The following is an 18668-nucleotide window of genomic DNA, read 5'->3' as shown; positions in this document are numbered from 1 at the left end:
TTGATAGGTGGCAAATCCAGCAAGTTACCGGCCCAAAACCGGTGAAATCCCCACCAACCCGGGCGTCTACCGGTTCCGTGACCCGCATGGGCGGGTGATTTACGTGGGAAAGGCGAAGAGCCTCCGGTCCCGCCTGAACTCATACTTTGCCAACCCGGCGGGCCTGTTGCCGAAAACCTACGCCATGGTCCACGCGGCCAGCAGCGTCGAGTGGACCGTGGTGGGCAGCGAACTGGAATCGCTGCAGCTTGAGTACACCTGGATCAAGGAATTCAAGCCCCGGTTCAATGTCGTGTTCCGGGACGACAAGACCTACCCCTACCTCGCCGTCACCATGGGCGAAAAATACCCCAGGGTCCAGGTCATGCGCGGGGACAAGCGGAAGGGTACCCGCTACTTCGGCCCCTACACCGCCGGTGCCATTCGCGAAACGATGGACACCCTGCTGCGCGTCTTCCCTGTGCGCAGCTGCAGTGCCGGCGTCTTCAAACGGGCCGAAGCCAGCGGCCGCCCGTGCCTGCTGGGCTACATCGACAAATGTTCCGCACCTTGCGTGGGCCGGATCTCGCCGGACGACCACAGGGCGCTGGCCGACGACTTCTGCGCCTTCATGGGCGGCGAAGCCAAACGGTTCATCAACAAGTTGGAAAAGCAGATGGCCGACGCCGTGGCGAAACTGGACTACGAACACGCCGCGCGGCTGCGCGACGACATCGCCGCCCTGCGCAAAGTCTTCGAACGCAACGCCGTGGTGCTGTCCGAAGACACCGACGCCGACGTCTTCGCCCTGCACGAGGACGAGCTCGAAGCCGCAGTCCAGGTGTTCCACGTCCGGGGCGGCCGGATCCGCGGGCAACGCGGCTGGGTGGTGGAAAAGGTGGAGGACTTCACCACCCCGGACCTCGTGGAGCACCTGCTCCAGCAGGTCTACGGCGAAGACGGCGAGACCCACGGCAGGCTGCCGCGCGAGGTCCTGGTCCCTGTCGCACCCAGCAACGCGGAGGACCTCGCCACCTGGCTTGGCGGCATCCGCGGGGCCAAAGTGGACATCCGCGTCCCGCAGCGCGGAGACAAGGCGGCGCTGATGTCCACTGTGCGAGAAAATGCCGAGCACGCGCTCAAGCTCCACAAAACCCGGCGTGCCGGTGACATCACCGTCAGGTCGCAGGCACTCCAGGAACTGCAGGAAGCCCTTGACCTGCCCGTTCCGCTGCTCCGGATCGAATGCTTCGACGTTTCGCACGTCCAGGGGACCAACGTGGTGGCCTCCATGGTGGTGGTGGAGGACGGCCTGCCCAAGAAGTCCGATTACCGCAAGTTCTCCATCACCGGGCCTGCCGCCTCCGACGACACGGCGGCCATGCATGACGTCCTGACCCGGCGTTTCCGCCATTACCTGCAGGACAAGTCCGCACAGGTGGATGAATCCCTCCTTGCCGCGGATGGGAAAGACCCTGTGGCCGGGGACGCAGTGCTGGACACCACCACGCCGGCGCCCAAGGCCAAATTCGCCTACCCGCCGAACCTTGTGGTGGTGGACGGCGGCCAGCCGCAGGTAAACGCGGCAGCGCGCGCCCTGGCCGAGCTGGGCATCGATGACGTCTACGTGGTGGGCCTGGCCAAGCGGCTGGAGGAAGTATGGCTGCCGGACAGCGATTTTCCGGTGATCCTGCCCCGAACTTCCCAAGGCCTGTACTTGCTGCAGCGGATCCGTGACGAGGCCCACCGCTTTGCCATCACCTTTCACCGGCAAAAGCGCGGCAAGGCCATGACCGTCTCCGCGCTTGACGCCGTCCCGGGCCTGGGCGCGTCCAAACGGAAGGCCCTGCTGGCGCATTTCGGTTCGGTCAAGGGCGTCAAGGCCGCCACCGTGGAAGAGCTCTCCGAAGCCAAGGGGATCGGACCTGCCTTGGCCGGCGCCATCGTGAACCACTTTGCCACCGGCACGGACGACGCCGTGTCCGTCCCGGCAATTAACATGGCCACCGGCGAAATCATTGAAACTTAGCTAGGGTAAGTGACGGGGCGGCGCCACTGCGGCGGCCCCTGGCACAACAACGAAACGGGGCGGACTTCATGGCAGACACGACGGCGGGATCCGAGGACGGGCAGGACGGGCTGGAGACAGTCAAGCCGCTCGAAGCGGAGCTGCTGGTGGTCACCGGAATGTCCGGCGCCGGGCGGAGCACCGCCGCCGACGCGTTGGAGGACCACGGCTGGTATGTCGTGGAGAACCTGCCGCCGCAGATGCTCGGCACCCTGGCCGAACTCGTCTCGCACGCTCCCCAGTCCATTCCCCGGCTCGCGGTGGTCATCGATGTCCGCAGCAAGGGACTCTTCGCCGACATCCGGTCCGCACTGGGCGCACTCGCCGCCAGCGGGGTCACCTTCCGGGTGCTGTTCCTGGACGCCAGCGACAACGTCCTGGTCCGGCGCTTCGAACAGGGCCGCCGCCCCCACCCGCTCCAGGGCGGGGGCCGTATCCTTGACGGCATCGCCGCGGAACGCGAGCTGCTGCAGGAGCTGCGCGACAGCTCCGACGTCGTGCTCGATACCTCCAATTACAACGTCCACGGACTCGCCACGGCCATTACGGAGCTGTTCAGCGAAACCGGTCCCGTGGCCCTGCGCCTGAACGTCATGAGCTTCGGCTTCAAGTACGGCCTCCCGGTGGACGCCAACTACGTGGCCGACGTGCGGTTCATTCCCAACCCGCACTGGGTGCCCCAGCTGCGCCCCCTGACCGGCCTGGACAAGGACGTCAGTGACTACGTGCTTGAGGCAGAAGGGGTCAAGAACTTCGTGGACCGCTACGTCCTCGCGCTGGAGCCCGTGTTGGAGGGATACCGGCGGGAAAACAAGCACTACGCCACGATTGCCGTTGGCTGCACCGGCGGCAAGCACCGCTCCGTCGCGGTCGCCGTCGAGCTTTCCAAGAAGCTCGCCCAGTACCCGCGCGTCACCGTGACCACCGCGCACCGGGATCTGGGCCGCGAATAATGGCCCTTTTCACCGGCGCCCTGCCCCTGGTGCCACCGGCCGGCGGTACGTCGCCCGGCCAGGACAAGGGCCCCAACGTTGTAGCACTGGGCGGCGGACACGGCCTCGCGGCCTCCCTGTCGGCCCTGCGCCTGCTCACCTCCGAGCTCACCGCAATTGTCACCGTGGCGGACGACGGCGGCTCGTCCGGGCGCCTGCGCGAGGAGTACGGCGTGCTCCCGCCCGGCGACCTCCGCATGGCCCTGTCCGCCCTGTGCGACGACACCGACTGGGGCCGCACCTGGCGCGACGTCATGCAGCACCGGTTCCGCGCCGGCAAAGGCCCGGGCGGTTCCCTCGATGAACACGCCATGGGCAACCTGCTGATCGTCACCCTGTGGGAACTGCTGGGCGACGCCGTCGCCGGACTTAAGTGGGCCGGTGCGCTGCTGGGCGCCCGTGGCCAGGTGCTGCCCATGTCCACCGTCCCGCTCACGATCGAAGGCGACGTCCGCGTCACCACCCCCGGCGGCGGAACGGGGCTGGAGACCATCCACGGGCAAGCGCGCTGCGCCGTCGCCGGGTCGCTCGAAGAAGTGCGGCTCCTGCCGAAATCGGCGCCGGCCTGCACGGAGGCCCTGACGGCGATCGAGCTGGCGGACTGGGTGGTCCTGGGCCCGGGGTCCTGGTACACCTCGGTCCTGCCGCACCTGCTGCTGCCCGAGATGCGCCAGGCACTGTGCAGCACGCCGGCCAAGCGCTGCCTGACCATGAACCTTGCCACCGATACCAAAGAAACGTCGGGCATGAGCGCCGCCGACCATCTCCACGTCCTCCGGCGCTACGCTCCGGAGTTCAGCGTGGACGTGGTCCTCGCCGATCCCGCTTCAGTACCCGACCGGCAGGAGTTCGAGAAGGCCGCCGCCATGATTGGAGCGGAGGTGGTCTTGGGTAAAGTAGGGGCGTCGGGACGCCGCCCAGTCCACGAGCCACTGCGGCTGGCCACGGCGTACCAGGACATTTTTGGGAACAGTTAGGAAGGTGCCATGGCACTGACAGCATCAGTCAAAGAAGAACTGTCCCGTCTGGACATCAAGAAGTCATCAGTGCGCAAGGCGGAAGTCTCCGCCATGCTCCGGTTCGCCGGGGGACTGCACATCATCTCCGGCCGGATCGTCATCGAAGCGGAAGTGGACCTGGCGTCCACGGCCCGCCGGCTCCGCGCCGCCATCGCCGAAGTCTACGGACACCAGAGCGAAATCATCGTGGTCTCGGCCGGTGGACTGCGCCGCGCCAGCCGCTACGTGGTCCGTGTGGTCCGCGACGGCGAAGCACTGGCCCGGCAGACCGGCCTGCTGGACGGCCGGGGCCGCCCGGTGCGGGGGCTGCCGTCCGCCGTCGTCAACGGCTCGGCGGCCGATGCCGAAGCCGTATGGCGCGGGGCGTTCCTGGCCCACGGCTCACTGACGGAACCGGGACGGTCGTCCTCGCTGGAGGTCACCTGCCCGGGGCCCGAATCGGCCCTCGCCCTGGTCGGGGCGGCCCGCCGCCTGGACATCCAGGCCAAGGCGCGTGAGGTCAGGGGAGTGGACCGCGTGGTCATCCGCGACGGCGACACCATCGCGGCGCTGCTGACCAGGATGGGCGCCCACGACGCGTTGATGGTCTGGGAAGAACGCCGCATGCGCAAGGAAGTCCGTGCCACGGCCAACCGGCTCGCCAACTTCGACGACGCCAACCTGCGCCGTTCCGCGCAGGCCGCGGTGGCCGCAGGCGCCCGGGTGGACCGGGCCCTGGAGATCCTCGGCGACGACGTTCCGGACCACCTGAAATACGCCGGGGAACTGCGCGTGGCGCACAAACAGGCCAGCCTGGACGAACTGGGCCGGCTGGCCGACCCCGTGATGACCAAGGACGCGATTGCCGGCCGGATCCGCCGGCTCCTGGCCATGGCGGACAAACGCGCCCTTGACCTGGGCATTCCCGGAACCGACGCCAATGTGACGCCGGAAATGCTGGACGAGTAAGCGCCCCATAGAATCAAAAAGATTCCGGGCGCCAGACGCCCGGATGCACAATCCGAGAGTCACCAACCGGACCGCGTGTCCACGATATTGGAGGATTTTGTGACTGAGTACGTATTGCCCGAACTCAAGTACGACTACGCCGCCCTTGAGCCGCACATCTCTGCGCGGATCATGGAGCTGCACCACAGCAAGCACCACGCAGCCTATGTCACCGGCGCCAACAACGCACTGGCTCAGCTTGCCGAAGCACGGGAAAAGGGCGACTTCGCCAACATCAACCGTCTCTCCAAGGACCTCGCGTTCCACACCGGCGGCCACATCAACCACTCGGTCTTCTGGAACAACCTGTCCCCGGACGGCGGCGACAAGCCCGAAGGCGAGCTGGCAGCTGCCATCGACGACGCGTTCGGTTCCTTCGATGCGTTCCGCGCCCAGTTCAGCGCCGCGGCACTGGGCCTGCAGGGCTCGGGCTGGGGCTTCCTGGCCTACGAACCCATCGGTGGAAACCTGGTCATCGAGCAGCTGTACGACCAGCAGGGGAACGTTGCCTTGGGCACCACGCCGCTGCTGATGCTGGACATGTGGGAGCACGCCTTCTACCTGGACTACGTCAACGTCAAGGCCGACTACGTCAAGGCATTCTGGAACATCGTCAACTGGGCCGACGTCGCCCAGCGCTTCGAGGCTGCACGCGCCAACGCCACGGGACTCATCACCCTCCCGTAGTGAGCTGCGTTATACATCGACGTAACAAACTTCACATTCTGACTTAAACCGGCCGGGATGTGGATGGTCCGCCCCCGCACTTGCGGGGGCGGACCCAGTTAAACGTAAGATGGGTCACGGAAGGCGGTTAGCCTTCAGCAATGAGGCTGGTCGCCCTCCGTGTTAATCATCTCTGCCCAATGGCGTGCGGGATCTGTTAGTTGGCTTGAACGCCCGCTCAACTAGTAGTGCTTCTCAAAGCACCAAGGAGACTGTAAAAGTGACGACCCGTATTGGTATCAACGGCTTCGGCCGCATTGGCCGCAACTACTTCCGCGCAGCACTTGCACAAGGCGCGGACCTGGAGATCGTTGCCGTCAACGACCTCACCAGCCCCGAAGCCCTGGCCCACCTGTTCAAGTACGACTCCGTCGGCGGACGCCTGAAGGAGACCATCGAGGTCAAGGACGGCAACATCGTCGTCAACGGCAACGTCGTCAAGGTCCTGGCCGAACGCGATCCCGCCAAGCTCCCCTGGGGCGAACTGGGCGTGGACATCGTGATCGAATCCACCGGGTTCTTCACCAAGGCAGCAGACGCCCAGAAGCACATCGATGCAGGCGCCAAGAAGGTCCTGATCTCAGCTCCGGCCTCGGACGAAGACATCACCATTGTGATGGGCGTCAACGACAAGCTCTACGACAACGCCACGCACAACATCATCTCCAACGCCTCCTGCACCACCAACTGCCTCGGCCCGCTGGCCAAGGTGGTCAACGACGAATTCGGCATTGAGCGTGGACTCATGACCACCGTGCACGCCTACACCGCGGACCAGAACCTGCAGGACGGCCCGCACAAGGACCTGCGCCGTGCGCGTGCTGCGGCCATCAACATGGTCCCCACCTCCACCGGCGCCGCCAAGGCAATCGGCCTTGTCCTCCCCGAGCTCAAGGGCAAGCTGGACGGTTACGCCATCCGCGTCCCCGTGCCCACCGGCTCCGCCACCGACCTCACCGTCACCGTCTCCCGCGAGACCACCGTGGAGGAAGTCAACGCCGCCCTCAAGCGCGCCTCGGAGTCCGAGGAACTGCAGGGCTTCCTGACCTACACGGACGAGCCCATCGTCTCCTCCGACATCGTTGGCGACCCCGCGTCCTCGATCTTCGACGCCGGCCTGACCAAGGTCATCGGCAACCAGGTCAAGGTTGTTTCCTGGTACGACAACGAATGGGGCTACTCCAACCGCCTCGTCGACCTCACGGAGCTCGTGGCATCCAAGCTGGGCTAGGGTTAGACACATGACATCTCACACCCTCAACGAACTGATCGCTGAAGGTGTCCGCGGGCGGTACATTCTGGTTCGAAGTGACCTGAATGTGCCGCTCGACGGCTCTACAGTCACTGACGACGGCCGCATCAAGGCCTCATTTCCAGTGCTGTCAAAGCTCACGGACGCCGGTGCCCGCGTGCTGGTAACAGCCCACCTCGGACGCCCCAAGGGCGCCCCGGAGGACAAGTATTCCCTTCGCCCCGCCGTGGACCGCCTCGCCGAGCTGGCGGACTTCAAGGTCACCCTGGCAGCTGACACCGTGGGTGGTGCCGCCAAGGAGGCTGCTGCCGCCCTGCAGGACGGCGAAGTGCTGGTCCTGGAGAACGTCCGCTTCGACTCCCGGGAGACCAGCAAGGACGACGCCGAACGCGGCGCCTTCGCCGACGAACTCGTGGCACTCACCGGAGACAACGGCGCTTACGTGGACGATGCCTTCGGCGCCGTCCACCGCAAGCACGCCAGCGTCTATGACGTCGCCACCCGGTTGCCGTCATACCAGGGCGACCTGGTCCGTACGGAGGTGGAAGTCCTTCGGAAGCTGACCACCGACACCCAGCGTCCCTACGTCGTGGTGCTCGGCGGTTCCAAGGTCTCCGACAAGCTTGCGGTCATTGACAACCTGCTTGGCAAAGCCGACACCATCCTGGTGGGCGGCGGCATGCTGTTCACCTTCCTGGCAGCGTCCGGTCACAAGGTGGGCTCCAGCCTCCTGGAGGAAGACCAGATCCCCGTGGTCCAGGACTACCTCAAGCGGGCCGCGGATGCGGGTACCGAGTTTGTCGTGCCCACGGACGTCGTGGTGGCAGAGAAGTTTGCTGCCGACGCCGCGCACGAAACGGTGCCGGCGGAGGCCATCGAAGGCAGCAGCTTCGGTGCCAACGGCATCGGCCTGGATATCGGCCCCAACACCGCTGCCGCGTTCGCGGAGCGCATCAAGGGAGCCCGCACGGTCTTCTGGAACGGTCCCATGGGCGTCTTCGAATTCGAGGCGTTCTCCGCCGGCACCCGCGCCATCGCGCAGGCGCTGACGGAAACCGGGGGTTTCACCGTCGTGGGCGGCGGCGACTCCGCGGCTGCGGTGCGTACGCTGGGATTCGCAGACGACGAGTTCGGCCATATTTCCACTGGCGGCGGTGCAAGCCTGGAATACCTTGAAGGCAAGGAGCTTCCCGGCCTCAGCGTCCTGGACCGGTAGCACAACTGCCACAGCAGTATCGGACTGAACAGTCCTCCGGCCGGCAGGTTGCCCGCGGCAGCCTGCCGGCCGCACACATATCAAGACTTTTATGGAGATCACGTGACTACGTCAACGAACGGCGCCTTCGACCGCAAGCCCTTCATCGCGGGCAACTGGAAAATGAACATGGACCACGTGCAGGGCATCACCCTCCTGCAGAAGCTGGCCTGGACCCTCTCCGATGCCAAGCACGACTACAGCCGGGTCGAGGTTGCCGTTTTCCCGCCGTTCACGGACCTCCGCGGCGTCCAGACTCTGGTCCAGGGCGATGACCTGCAGGTGGCCTACGGCGGCCAGGACCTTTCCCAGTTCGACTCCGGAGCCTACACCGGCGACATCTCCGGCCAATTCCTCGCCAAGCTTGGCTGCACCTACGTCCTGGTGGGCCACAGCGAACGCCGTACCATCCACAACGAGTCCGACGACGTCCTGAACGCCAAGGTCAAGGCGGCTTTCAAGCATGGGGTCACTCCGGTCCTGTGCGTCGGGGAGGGCCTGGAAATCCGCCAGGCGGGAACCCATGTGGAACACACGCTCCAGCAGCTCCGCGCCGGAGTTGCAGGGCTCACCAACAACCAGGCCGCCGAACTGGTGGTCGCCTACGAGCCCGTCTGGGCGATTGGCACCGGCGAGGTCGCGGGCCCCGAGGATGCGCAGGAAATGTGCGCTGCGATCCGGGCGGAGCTCGGCAACCTCTTCGGTGCGGACGTTGCCGCCAAGACCCGCCTGCTGTACGGCGGTTCGGTCAAGGCCAACAACGCCGCCGCCATCCTGCAGGAGCGCGACGTGGACGGGGTCCTGGTGGGCGGTGCCAGCCTTGATCCTGCCGAGTTTGCTAATATTGTCAGGTTCGAGAGCCACCTGGTCACGGACTAGTCCGGCGCCAGTACAAACTCCCGCCATCCCAACTTCCGAAAGGCCGTCGTGGACGTTCTTCATGTCATCCTGCAGATCCTCCTGGGCATCACCAGCCTCCTGCTGACGCTGCTGATCCTCTTGCACAAGGGTCGCGGCGGCGGGCTTTCCGATATGTTCGGCGGCGGCATGAGCTCGGGCCTTAGCTCCTCCGGGGTAGCCGAACGAAACCTCAACCGTTTCACCATCGTCTTGGGCGTTACGTGGGGCGTGGTAATCATTGCCCTCGGCCTGATTATGCGGTTCAGCGGCGGTGGCGACTCCTAAGGGTCCCGCTGACTAGGGTCCAGAGGCCCTCCCGCTGCCCGGATCGGGCATCTAAACTGTGGCTGTCGGTTTACCGGCGGCCACAGTTGCGTTTAAGCTGCCGAAACCGGCCATCCGCTTCGAGGCAGGAGATGTCATGGTCCATCCAGCATCGGGCTTTCGGGGGACCCGCGCCGGGGTGACGGCAGGGTCCGGATCGAGCCTGCAGTCCACCGATTCTTCCGCCCAGCCCCTCCCTCGCATCCGGGTGTCCTACTGGTGCGCGAAGGGACACGAGACCCAGCCAGTCTTCCTTAAGCTCCCCGAGGACCAGATTCCCGTGACCTGGGACTGCCGCCGCTGCGGGGGTCCCGCCTCCCGTGACGGCCAGGCGGCCGCCTTGGCTGATCCGTTCGACGACGGATACAAAAGCCACCTGGAATACGTTAAAGAGCGGCGCTCCGACCGGGACGCGGAAGACGTCCTGGCCGGAGCGCTGGAAAAGCTACGCGCCCGCGGCGTCTTTTCGGACGAGTTGCTGCGGGACACGTGAGGCGGCGTTCTCGTCGATCAGCCACAGGGTACGGGACGTACCGCGCGGTCCGGCGGCAGGTACCTGGACCGGGTTGGCGCCGGCAAGGGCAAGCCCTACCGCCCCGGCCTTGTCCTCTCCGGCCACCACCATCCAGACTTCTGACGCCGTATTAATGGCTGGCAGAGTCAGTGAAATGCGCAGCGGCGGGGGCTTGGGCGAGTTGCGGACGCCCACCACTGTGAGGTTCTTTTCCCTGATGCCGGCTTGCTCAGGAAACAAGGACGCGATGTGGGCGTCGGGGCCGACGCCCAGGAGTACCACGTCAAGGCGCGGCAACGCTGACGGCTCATCCGGGCGGTCATCGGACATGTCCGCTGCATGTTCGGCTGCTGCCGCTTCCCGGAGTTGCCGCGCATAGTCTTCGGCCGCCTCCTCTGCGGTACCGAAGTCGTCCGCGGAGCCCGGGGAGTGGACCCGTTCCGGGTCCACGGGAATGTGTGAGAGCAGGGCATCGAACGCCTGCTTGGTGTTCCGGTCCGGGTCCGCGGTACCAACGAAACGTTCGTCACCCCACCAAAAGTTGACCTTGGACCAATCGACGGCGGGAGCCGCCGGGGAATCGGCCACTGCCTTCAGCGTACCGATCCCCACGGTCCCCCCGGTGAGCACCACTGTGGCTTCGCCGTACTTGTCCTGGACATCAACGAGCTTGGTGATCAGGCGGGCCGCGATGGCGGCCATGAGGACGGACGAATCAGGATGGATGCTTACTCTGGGGTCAACGCTCACTGGGTCGGACGCTCCTTAGATTGGTACGTGGCAGTCCAATAGTAATCACTTCGCCAAACACTTCGTCCGGGTCAAGCCGGCGGAGCTCCTCGGCCAGGCAGTCGCGGAGGCTGCGTCGGGGGAGGGTGATCCGTTGGGCGGGTTGGCCGGGCTGGGTGAGTTCTGCGACCGAGAGTCCGGGGCGGAAGAGCTGCACGTCGCCGCCGGGCCGGCTGAGGCGGACGCGGCGGATCCCTGTCCCGGCCGGGTCCGCGACGATGGTCACGGGTGCGTCCAGGGTCAGCGTGAGCCACGCCGCGAGCAGGATGGTGGACGGTGAGTCCGAGGCGCCTTCGACCGCGACCGCGGTGACGGGGGAGGAATCGACTTCGTCCAGTGCCGCGGCCAGCTGGATCCGCCAGTTGGTCAGCCGGGTCCAGGCGAGGTCGGTGTCACCGGCTTTGTAGGTGTGGTGGATCCGTTCCAGTGCCGCCTGCGGGTCCGGTTCGTTGGCAGAGTCTGTGATCCTGCGGTGCGCGATCGCGCCGATGGAAGTCTCGCACGCGTTCTCGGGTGCCCCGTGCGGCCACCAGGCCACGATCGGGGCGTCCGGGAGCAGCAGGGCGGCCACCAGGGATTCGGACTCGTGCGCGAGCTGGCCATAGCCGCGGAGCACGATGACCTCGGATGCGCCGGCATCCCCGCCCACGCGGATCTGCGCGTCGAGCCGGTCCTCGGCGTCCTTTCCGGCGTCGGCCAGGACGATGATCCGGCAGGGGTGTTCCCGGCTGGCGTCATTTGCGGCCTCAATGGCTTCTTCCTCAAGCCCGGACTTGGTCACCACCACGAGGGTGAGGACCCGACCCAGGGCGATCACCCCGCCCTGCTCGCGCAGGGACATGAGCTTCTTGGATACCTTCGAGGTGGTGGTATCGGGCAGGTTTACGATCATGGCCTTCTCCAGGTTCGTCCGTCGCGGGCCAGCAGCTCATCGGCGCTGGCCGGGCCCCAGGAGCCGGGGGCATAGGGTTCGGGCTGTTCGGCCAGGGTGGCCCAGTATTCCTCGAACGGGTCCAGGATCTTCCAGGACAGCTCCACTTCCTGATGGCGCGGGAACAACGGCGGCTCACCAAGCAGAACGTCCAGGATCAGCCGCTCGTACGCTTCGGGGCTCGATTCGGTGAACGAGTGCCCGTAGCCGAAGTCCATGGTCACGTCACGGACTTCCATCTGGGTGCCGGGGACCTTGGAACCGAACCGGATGGTTACGCCCTCGTCGGGCTGGACCCGGATCACCACGGCGTTCTGCCCGAAGTCGTCCTCGCCATGGTCGCGGAAGAGCAAATTCGGGGCTCGTTTGAAGACCACGGCAATCTCGGTGACGCGGCGGCCCAGGCGCTTGCCCGCACGCAGGTAGAACGGAACCCCGGACCAGCGGCGGGTGTGGATGTCCACCCGGATCGCCGCATAGGTCTCCGTGGTGGAGTCGGCGGGGATGCCTTCCTCTTCCAGATAGCCCTGGACCTGCTCGCCGCCCTGCCATCCACCGGTGAACTGGCCGCGCGCGGAGTGCGTGGAGAGATCGTCCGGGAGCTTGACCGCGGCGAGGACCTTTTCCTTCTCCGCCCGCAGGTCATCGGCGTTGAAGGAGATCGGTTCCTCCATAGCCGTCAGTGCCAGCAACTGGAGGAGGTGGTTCTGGATGACGTCGCGGGCCGCACCCACGCCGTCGTAATACCCGGCCCGGCCACCGGTGCCGATGTCCTCGGCCATGGTGATCTGGACATGGTCCACGTAGTTGGCGTTCCACAGCGGTTCGAACAGCTGGTTCGCGAAACGCAGTGCCAGGATGTTCTGGACTGTCTCCTTGCCCAGGTAGTGATCGATCCGGAACACGGCGTCCGGCGGGAAGACGGACTCGACAATGTCGTTAAGCTGCCGCGCCGATTCCAGGTCATGGCCGAACGGTTTCTCGATCACCACCCGCCGCCACTTGTCCCCGTCAGCCTGCGCCAGGCCGTGCTTGGAGAGCTGCCGGCACACCTGCTCGAACGCCTTGGGCGGGATCGACAGGTAGAACGCGTGGTTCCCGCGGGTGCCGCGGACGTCGTCGAGCTCCTTGATCGTCTCGCCGAGGCGCTCGAACGCGGCGTCGTCGTCGAACTCGCCCTGGACAAACCGGATGCCCTCGGACAGCTGGTTCCAGACCGCCTCATCGAACGGTGTGCGCGCGTGCTCCTGCACGGAGGCCTTCACCTCGGCGGCGAAGTCCTCCTTGTCCCACTCACGGCGGGCGAATCCCACCAGCGCAAAGCTGGGAGGCAACAACCCGCGGTTGGCGAGGTCATACACCGCCGGCATGAGCTTCTTCCGGGCAAGGTCGCCTGTCACCCCGAAGAGGACAAGCGACGAAGGACCGGCAATCCGGTTCAAACGGCGGTCACGCGGGTCGCGCAACGGATTACGCCCGCGGCCCGCGCCCTTCCTGCCGTATTCAGTTTCTGGCATGGTTGCTTCTGCGCCTTAGCTCTCGGTTGCGGATGCGCGGGTGGACAGCGCTGCGACAAGGTCCTGCAGCTGCGCCACACCGGCGGCACGGTCGGTGAGGTGGAGGCGCAGCACGGGCCGGCCGTGCTGGCCCAGGACCTGGGCGTCGCCTGCAGCCTGGGCGGCAATGAGCTCGCCGAAGCTGAACGGCCGGTCCGGGATCGCGAGGTCCTCGGCCGCAGCAGCGGTGACCTGCAGGAAGACGCCGATCGCGGGGCCGCCCTTGTGGAACTGCCCGGTGGAGTGCAGGAAGCGCGGGCCCCAGCCGAACGTCACCGGCCGGCCGGAAGCCGCGGCGAGCTCGTCACGGATTCCTTCAAGGCCTGAAAAGGCCAGGCGGTCGAAGTACGCCTGGACGCTCAGGTAGCTGTCGGCAGCGAGCGTGCCAAGGAGTGCTTTGACGGCTTCGGCGGCGGTGGTGGCGCCGCCGAGCCAGTCGCCGCCCCGGACCTCGATGGCACCGTCCACGAAAGCGGCAGGGGTCGGCTCCGGCTGGGCATCCAGCAGCCCCCGGGCAGCCACCTTGGCGGCTTCCACGTCAGGCTGGTCGAAGGGGTTGATGCCCAGCAGCCGGCCCGCAACGGCGGTGGCGAACTCCCACACCATCATCTGGGTGGCGAGGCCTCCTGCGATGGCCACCTGGTTGTCTCCGAGTTCGACGTCGGCATCCGCGGCTACCAGCCGCACCACCAGGACGTCCGGCGCGCCGGAGGTCACCTCGGGCGCGTTGGGACCCGCCACGACAGGCAGGATGCCCGTCCCCAGCTTGCCCGTCGATTCAGCGATGAGCTGCTCGGCCCAGTCGGCGAAGCCTACGATGCCGGAGCCGTCCTCGGCAATGACGATCTTGTTCCGCAGCGGGCTGGTACCGCCGAGGGCGGCGCCCAGGGCGAGGCCGATGTTTTCGGGGGCGTCGTCATTGAGGACCTCGGCGGCTTCCTCGGCCTCATCCAGGAAGGCCTGGATATCAACCCCGGCCAGGCCTGAGGGCACCAGTCCGAACGCCGTCAGCGCCGAGTAGCGTCCGCCGACGTTCGGATCGGCGTTGAACACCGCGCGGTAGCCGGTTTCGCGGGACGACTTGTCCAGCGGGGAACCGGGATCGGTCACGATGATGATCCGGCTCTTGGCGTCCAGGCCGGCCTCGGTGAAGGCCTGCTCGAAGATGCGGCGCTGTGAGTCGGTTTCCAGGGTGGAACCGGACTTGGAGGAGACCACGATTGCGGTCTCGGCCAGCCGGTCTTCAAGGGCAGCACGGACCTGGTCGGGGTCCGTGCTGTCCAGCACCGTCAGCTCGACGCCGGCCGTGCCTGCGATAACCTCGGGGGCCAGCGAGGATCCGCCCATGCCGCAAAGCACGATCCGGGTGACGCCTTCGGCGCGCAGGGCGTCGCGGAGTTCCAGGATGTCCTTGACCAAGGATTGTGAAACGGTGGCCGCCTCCACCCAGCCGAGGCGGATGGCCGACTCCGACTCCGCATCAGGACCCCACAGGGTGTGGTCCTTCGCGAAGATCCGGGTGGCGATCCGGTCATTTACCAGGGCGGGAAGGTGCTGGTCCAGGGCTTGCTGGGCAGCGCCGGTGGCGTCGAAGCTGAGTGTGCTCATTGTGTGTTAGGAGGCCTTCCGTGCAGAGGCGAGGGCACCTTCGACGTCGGCCAGCAGTTCTTTCCAGCTGGCCACGAACTTGTCCAGGCCTTCGGTTTCGAGCAGGGCGACGACATCGTTGTAGGAGATGCCGAGCTTTTCCAGGGCGTCGAGGGTGGCGTTCGCCTCGGCGTACGTGCCGGTGACCGTATCACCGGTGACCACGCCGTGGTCGAAGGTGGCGTCCAGGGTCTTCTCCGGCATGGTGTTGACGACGCCGGGAGCGACAAGTTCGGTGACGTAGAGGGTGTCGGGGTACGCCGGGTCCTTCACGCCGGTGGAGGCCCACAGCGGACGCTGGGGGAGTGCCCCGGCCCCGGCGAGCAGTGCCCACCGCTCAGTCGAGAAGAGTTCCTCGTAGACCTGGTAGGCAAGGCGGGCGTTGGCAACGCCGGCCTTCCCCTTCAGTGCCTTGGCTTCGTCGGTGCCGATCTTGTCCAGGCGCTTGTCGATCTCGGTGTCCACCCGGGAGACAAAGAACGAGGCCACGGAGTGGATCTTCGCGAGGTCGTGGCCGTTCTCCTTGGCCTGCTCCAGGCCGGACTGGAAGGCGTTGATGACCGCGCGGTAACGCTCCAGGGAGAAGATCAGCGTTACGTTGACGCTGATGCCCTCGGCCAGGGTGGCGGTGATGGCCTCGAGGCCTTCCAGGGTTGCCGGGATCTTGATGTGGACGTTGTCCTTGTTGACCCGCTGGTAGAGGTGCTTGGCCTCGGCGATGGTGCCTGCGGTGTCCCAGGCCAGGCGGGGGTCGACTTCGATGGACACGCGGCCGTCGACGCCCTTGGTGGCTGCGGCCACCGGGGCGAAGAGGTCGCAGGCGTCGGCGACGTCGGTGGTGGTGATCTCGAAGATCGTGTCTTCCACGCTGGCGCCCTCTGCTGCCTTGCCGGCAATGATGGCGTCGTAGTCCGTGCCGGAGGTGATGGCTGCGTGGAAGATGGACGGGTTGGTGGTCACGCCAACCACGTTCTTCTCTTCAATGAGCTTGCGGAGGGTGCCGGTTTCCAGGCGTCCGCGGGAGAGGTCGTCGAGCCAGATGGAGACTCCGGCGTCGGAGAGCTGCTGGGTGGGAGTAGTCATTTCTGTATCTCCTAAAAGATGAGGTTTAGCCCTGGAGGCTGGAGAGGGAGTCCTTGGCGGCGGCAGCAACTGCTTCTGCCGTGATGCCGAATTCCTGGAAAAGGCGCTTGTAGTCGGCGGAAGCGCCGTAGTGCTCGAGGCTGATGGAACGGCCGGCGTCGCCGACGAATTCCCGCCAGCCCAAGGCCAGTCCGGCTTCAACCGAGACGCGTGCCTTGACGGCGGCCGGCAGGACGGATTCGCGGTAGGCGGCATCCTGCTTCTTGAACCACTCGACGCACGGCATGGAGACGACGCGGGCGGCGATACCGTCGGCCTGCAGCGCTTCGCGTGCCTGGACGGCCAACTGGACCTCGGAACCGGTGGCAATGAGGATCACGTCGGCAGGTACCGTGGCGCCGTCTTTCGAAGCCTCGGCCAGGACGTAGCCGCCCTTCGCAACCCCGGCGGTGGAACCGAAGGTGTCGCCGTCGGCGTCGCCCGCACCGCGTTCCCACGTGGGGATGTTCTGGCGGGTCAGGACGATGCCTGCGGGGTTGGCATGGTTTTCCAGCATGGTTTTCCAGGCGGCAGCAACCTCGTTGGCGTCGCCGGGGCGGACCACGTCCAGTCCCACGATGGCGCGCAGTGAGGCCAGCTGTTCCACCGGCTGGTGGGTGGGGCCGTCCTCGCCCAGGCCGATGGAGTCGTGCGTCCAGACGTACAGGGACGGCACACCCATCAGTGCGCCGAGGCGGATGGCGGGCCGCTGGTAGTCGCTGAAGATCAGGAAGGTGCCCGAGAACGCCCGGGTGTTTCCTGCCAGGCTGATGCCGTTGACGATCGACGCGGCAGCGTGCTCGCGGATGCCGAAGTGCAGCACCCGGCCGTACGGGTTGCCGGACCACGCGTCGGTCTGCTTGGAGGCCGGCACGAAGGACGGCGAGCCCTCGATGGTGGTGTTGTTGGACTCGGCGAGGTCGGCGGAGCCGCCCCAGAGTTCGGGCATGACCGGGCCCAGCGCATTGAGGACCTTGCCGGACGCCGCGCGGGTGGAAACGTCCTTGCCTGCGGGGAACACCGGCAGGGCGTCGTCGATGCCCTCGGGAAGTTCGCGGGCTTCGATGCGCTGCAGCAGTGCTGCCCCTTCCGGGTTGGCTGCCTGCCAGGCGTTGAACGACTCTTCCCACTCTTTGTGTTCGGCAGCGCCGCGTTCAACCACCGCACGGGCGTGTTCGAGCACTTCCTGGTCCACGTCGAAGGACTTGGCGGGGTCGAAGCCCAGGACTTCCTTCAGCGCGGCGACTTCCTCGGCGCCCAGGGCCGAGCCGTGGATCTTGCCGGTGTTCTGCTTCTTGGGTGCCGGGTAGCCGATGACGGTGCGCAGCGAGATGATTGACGGCTTGGAGGTTTCGGCCTTCGCGGCGAGCAGGGCCGAGTAGAGCTCCTGGACGTCTTCCTTGTATTCGCCCGTGCGGGTCCAGTCCACGCGCTGGGTGTGCCAGCCGTAGGCCTCGTAGCGCTTCAGGACATCCTCGGTGAACGCGATGTCGGTGTCGTCCTCGATGGAAATGTGGTTCTCGTCGTAGATCACCACGAGGTTGCCAAGCTCCTGGTGGCCGGCAAGCGAGGATGCCTCGGAGGTCACGCCTTCCTGGAGGTCGCCGTCGGAGGCGATAACCCAGATGGTGTGGTCGAACGGCGATTCGCCCGCGGGAGCGTCGGCGTCAAAAAGACCGCGCTGGCGGCGCTGCGAGTAAGCAAAGCCCACGGAGGACGCCAAACCCTGGCCCAGCGGGCCGGTAGTGATTTCCACGCCGGCCGTGTGCTTGTACTCAGGGTGGCCCGGGGTGAGTGAACCCCATGTGCGGAGCGCTTCCAGGTCCTTCAGTTCCAGCCCATAGCCGGAAAGGAACAGCTGGATGTAGAGCGTGAGGGAGGTGTGGCCGGGGGACAGGATGAAGCGGTCGCGGCCCAGCCAGTGCGGATCACGCGGATCGTGGCGCATCAGCTTCTGGAAAAGAAGGTACGCGGCCGGGGCAAGGCTCATCGCCGTACCCGGGTGGCCGTTGCCCACCTTTTCTACGGCATCCGCTGCCAGCACGCGGATGGTATCCACGGCGCGCTGGTCCAGGCTGGTCCATGACAGTTCTTGCTCTTCCAAATGTGGCACGAAAACCGGGCCCCTCTCTGTGCTGGTGGCAGTGGTACACCGGATCCGGCTAAGGGCGCGCTCTGTGGCGCCGCTTTGGTGTGTACCAGCCGTTCACCATCGAAACGTTGATCTTTGCATTCAGTCACGAACAGCAAGTGGGAATGCGTTTTCCACCGCTTACTTGCTGCGTGCTGATCTGGTGACAGCTTAGCTCTTATCCATAGTCCGGGCGGCCCGAATCTCACGTTTTGGACGCAATTTCCCCTTTTGTGAAAGGCTCCGGCGGAAGGCTGAGTTAATCTGCTCGAATGGGCCTGCGAGCGATCAACTACGCATATGGCAGGCCCCGGGCGGGGGTGCCGGCACGGTATGATATTCGGAGGCCAACACCGGTGGGCACCACTGCAGCCGGAGTCTCCCGACAGATGCAGGCACATGGCAATTTCTTTTCGTCGTGCCATGCCCGGGGCGGGGCCGCACGACCGGAGCTGCACAGCCAGCCTCAACTGCCA

General features: G+C 66.0%; 16 protein-coding genes. 10 read left to right on the top strand and 6 right to left on the bottom strand.

All coding sequences use genetic code 11. The features are described from left to right. Positions 1-7 precede the first annotated feature (7 nt). The 10 genes from uvrC to DC347_RS05085 all read left to right on the top strand — a co-directional run bounded on the left by uvrC (position 8) and on the right by DC347_RS05085 (position 9995). Entirely contained in the window at positions 8-2008 is a 2001-nt protein-coding gene (gene uvrC, locus DC347_RS05130) for an excinuclease ABC subunit UvrC (protein WP_018761253.1), read from the top strand. A gap of 68 nt (positions 2009-2076) precedes the next feature. Beyond that, complete coding sequence (rapZ, locus tag DC347_RS05125) at positions 2077-3000, top strand: RNase adapter RapZ (protein WP_018761254.1); 924 nt, start codon at positions 2077-2079, stop codon at positions 2998-3000. Continuing rightward, entirely contained in the window at positions 3000-4016 is a 1017-nt protein-coding gene (yvcK, locus tag DC347_RS05120) for a uridine diphosphate-N-acetylglucosamine-binding protein YvcK (protein WP_018761255.1), read from the top strand. The genes rapZ and yvcK overlap by 1 nt, the downstream gene beginning before the upstream one ends. A gap of 9 nt (positions 4017-4025) precedes the next feature. Continuing rightward, positions 4026-5006: a DNA-binding protein WhiA gene (gene whiA, locus DC347_RS05115; RefSeq protein WP_015937022.1), complete on the top strand. Its 981-nt coding sequence runs from the start codon at positions 4026-4028 to the stop codon at positions 5004-5006. Positions 5007-5105: 99 nt separating this feature from the next. Then, positions 5106-5732 carry a superoxide dismutase gene (locus DC347_RS05110; RefSeq protein ID WP_026264449.1) on the top strand — a complete coding sequence of 209 codons (627 nt, stop codon included), beginning with the start codon at positions 5106-5108 and terminating at the stop codon, positions 5730-5732. A 259-nt stretch (positions 5733-5991) separates the two neighbouring features. Next, positions 5992-7002 carry a type I glyceraldehyde-3-phosphate dehydrogenase gene (gene gap, locus DC347_RS05105; RefSeq protein WP_018761257.1) on the top strand — a complete coding sequence of 337 codons (1011 nt, stop codon included), beginning with the start codon at positions 5992-5994 and terminating at the stop codon, positions 7000-7002. 10 nt (positions 7003-7012) lie between these two features. Further along, the gene (pgk, locus tag DC347_RS05100) at positions 7013-8239 is read left to right on the top strand and encodes a phosphoglycerate kinase (protein WP_109044631.1); all 1227 of its coding nucleotides are present in this window, start codon (positions 7013-7015) and stop codon (positions 8237-8239) included. A gap of 102 nt (positions 8240-8341) precedes the next feature. Next, complete coding sequence (tpiA, locus tag DC347_RS05095; protein WP_109044630.1) at positions 8342-9157, top strand: triose-phosphate isomerase; 816 nt, start codon at positions 8342-8344, stop codon at positions 9155-9157. Positions 9158-9205: 48 nt separating this feature from the next. Continuing rightward, positions 9206-9463: a preprotein translocase subunit SecG gene (gene secG, locus DC347_RS05090; protein ID WP_018761260.1), complete on the top strand. Its 258-nt coding sequence runs from the start codon at positions 9206-9208 to the stop codon at positions 9461-9463. Positions 9464-9599: 136 nt separating this feature from the next. Next, complete coding sequence (locus DC347_RS05085) at positions 9600-9995, top strand: RNA polymerase-binding protein RbpA (RefSeq protein WP_018761261.1); 396 nt, start codon at positions 9600-9602, stop codon at positions 9993-9995. On the opposite strand, the gene pgl is transcribed toward DC347_RS05085, so the two are convergent. From pgl to tkt, 6 genes are read right to left on the bottom strand one after another with little or no spacing between them, the layout of a single operon-like run. Further along, complete coding sequence (gene pgl, locus DC347_RS05080; RefSeq protein WP_109044629.1) at positions 9948-10766, bottom strand: 6-phosphogluconolactonase; 819 nt, start codon at positions 10764-10766, stop codon at positions 9948-9950. The genes DC347_RS05085 and pgl overlap by 48 nt on opposite strands. Then, the gene (locus tag DC347_RS05075) at positions 10756-11697 is read right to left on the bottom strand and encodes a glucose-6-phosphate dehydrogenase assembly protein OpcA (protein ID WP_018761263.1); all 942 of its coding nucleotides are present in this window, start codon (positions 11695-11697) and stop codon (positions 10756-10758) included. Before DC347_RS05075 ends, pgl begins: the two co-directional genes overlap by 11 nt. Continuing rightward, entirely contained in the window at positions 11694-13253 is a 1560-nt protein-coding gene (gene zwf / locus DC347_RS05070) for a glucose-6-phosphate dehydrogenase (protein ID WP_026264452.1), read from the bottom strand. The genes DC347_RS05075 and zwf overlap by 4 nt, the downstream gene beginning before the upstream one ends. A 15-nt stretch (positions 13254-13268) precedes the next feature. Next, entirely contained in the window at positions 13269-14900 is a 1632-nt protein-coding gene (locus DC347_RS05065) for a glucose-6-phosphate isomerase (protein WP_018761265.1), read from the bottom strand. A 6-nt stretch (positions 14901-14906) separates the two neighbouring features. Then, positions 14907-16022 carry a transaldolase gene (gene tal, locus DC347_RS05060; protein ID WP_018761266.1) on the bottom strand — a complete coding sequence of 372 codons (1116 nt, stop codon included), beginning with the start codon at positions 16020-16022 and terminating at the stop codon, positions 14907-14909. Positions 16023-16047: 25 nt separating this feature from the next. Then, positions 16048-18165: a transketolase gene (gene tkt, locus DC347_RS05055; protein ID WP_109044628.1), complete on the bottom strand. Its 2118-nt coding sequence runs from the start codon at positions 18163-18165 to the stop codon at positions 16048-16050. Positions 18166-18668 lie beyond the last annotated feature (503 nt).

It is taken from the genome of Pseudarthrobacter sp. AG30, from assembly GCF_003116525.1.
Taxonomy (GTDB): Bacteria; Actinomycetota; Actinomycetes; order Actinomycetales; family Micrococcaceae; genus Arthrobacter.
This window is presented reverse-complemented; position numbering and strand designations above follow the sequence as displayed.

Excerpts from the sequence above, each read along its gene's own strand:
- yvcK (WP_018761255.1), top strand. The coding sequence starts at position 3,000 with ATGGCCCTTTTCACCGGCGCCCTGCCCCTGGTGCCACCGGCCGGCGGT.
- zwf (WP_026264452.1), bottom strand. The coding sequence starts at position 13,253 with ATGCCAGAAACTGAATACGGCAGGAAGGGCGCGGGCCGCGGGCGTAAT.
- DC347_RS05065 (WP_018761265.1), bottom strand. The coding sequence starts at position 14,900 with ATGAGCACACTCAGCTTCGACGCCACCGGCGCTGCCCAGCAAGCCCTG.
- rapZ (WP_018761254.1), top strand. The coding sequence starts at position 2,077 with ATGGCAGACACGACGGCGGGATCCGAGGACGGGCAGGACGGGCTGGAG.
- tal (WP_018761266.1), bottom strand. The coding sequence starts at position 16,022 with ATGACTACTCCCACCCAGCAGCTCTCCGACGCCGGAGTCTCCATCTGG.
- DC347_RS05075 (WP_018761263.1), bottom strand. The coding sequence starts at position 11,697 with ATGATCGTAAACCTGCCCGATACCACCACCTCGAAGGTATCCAAGAAG.
- DC347_RS05085 (WP_018761261.1), top strand. The coding sequence starts at position 9,600 with ATGGTCCATCCAGCATCGGGCTTTCGGGGGACCCGCGCCGGGGTGACG.
- pgk (WP_109044631.1), top strand. The coding sequence starts at position 7,013 with ATGACATCTCACACCCTCAACGAACTGATCGCTGAAGGTGTCCGCGGG.
- whiA (WP_015937022.1), top strand. The coding sequence starts at position 4,026 with ATGGCACTGACAGCATCAGTCAAAGAAGAACTGTCCCGTCTGGACATC.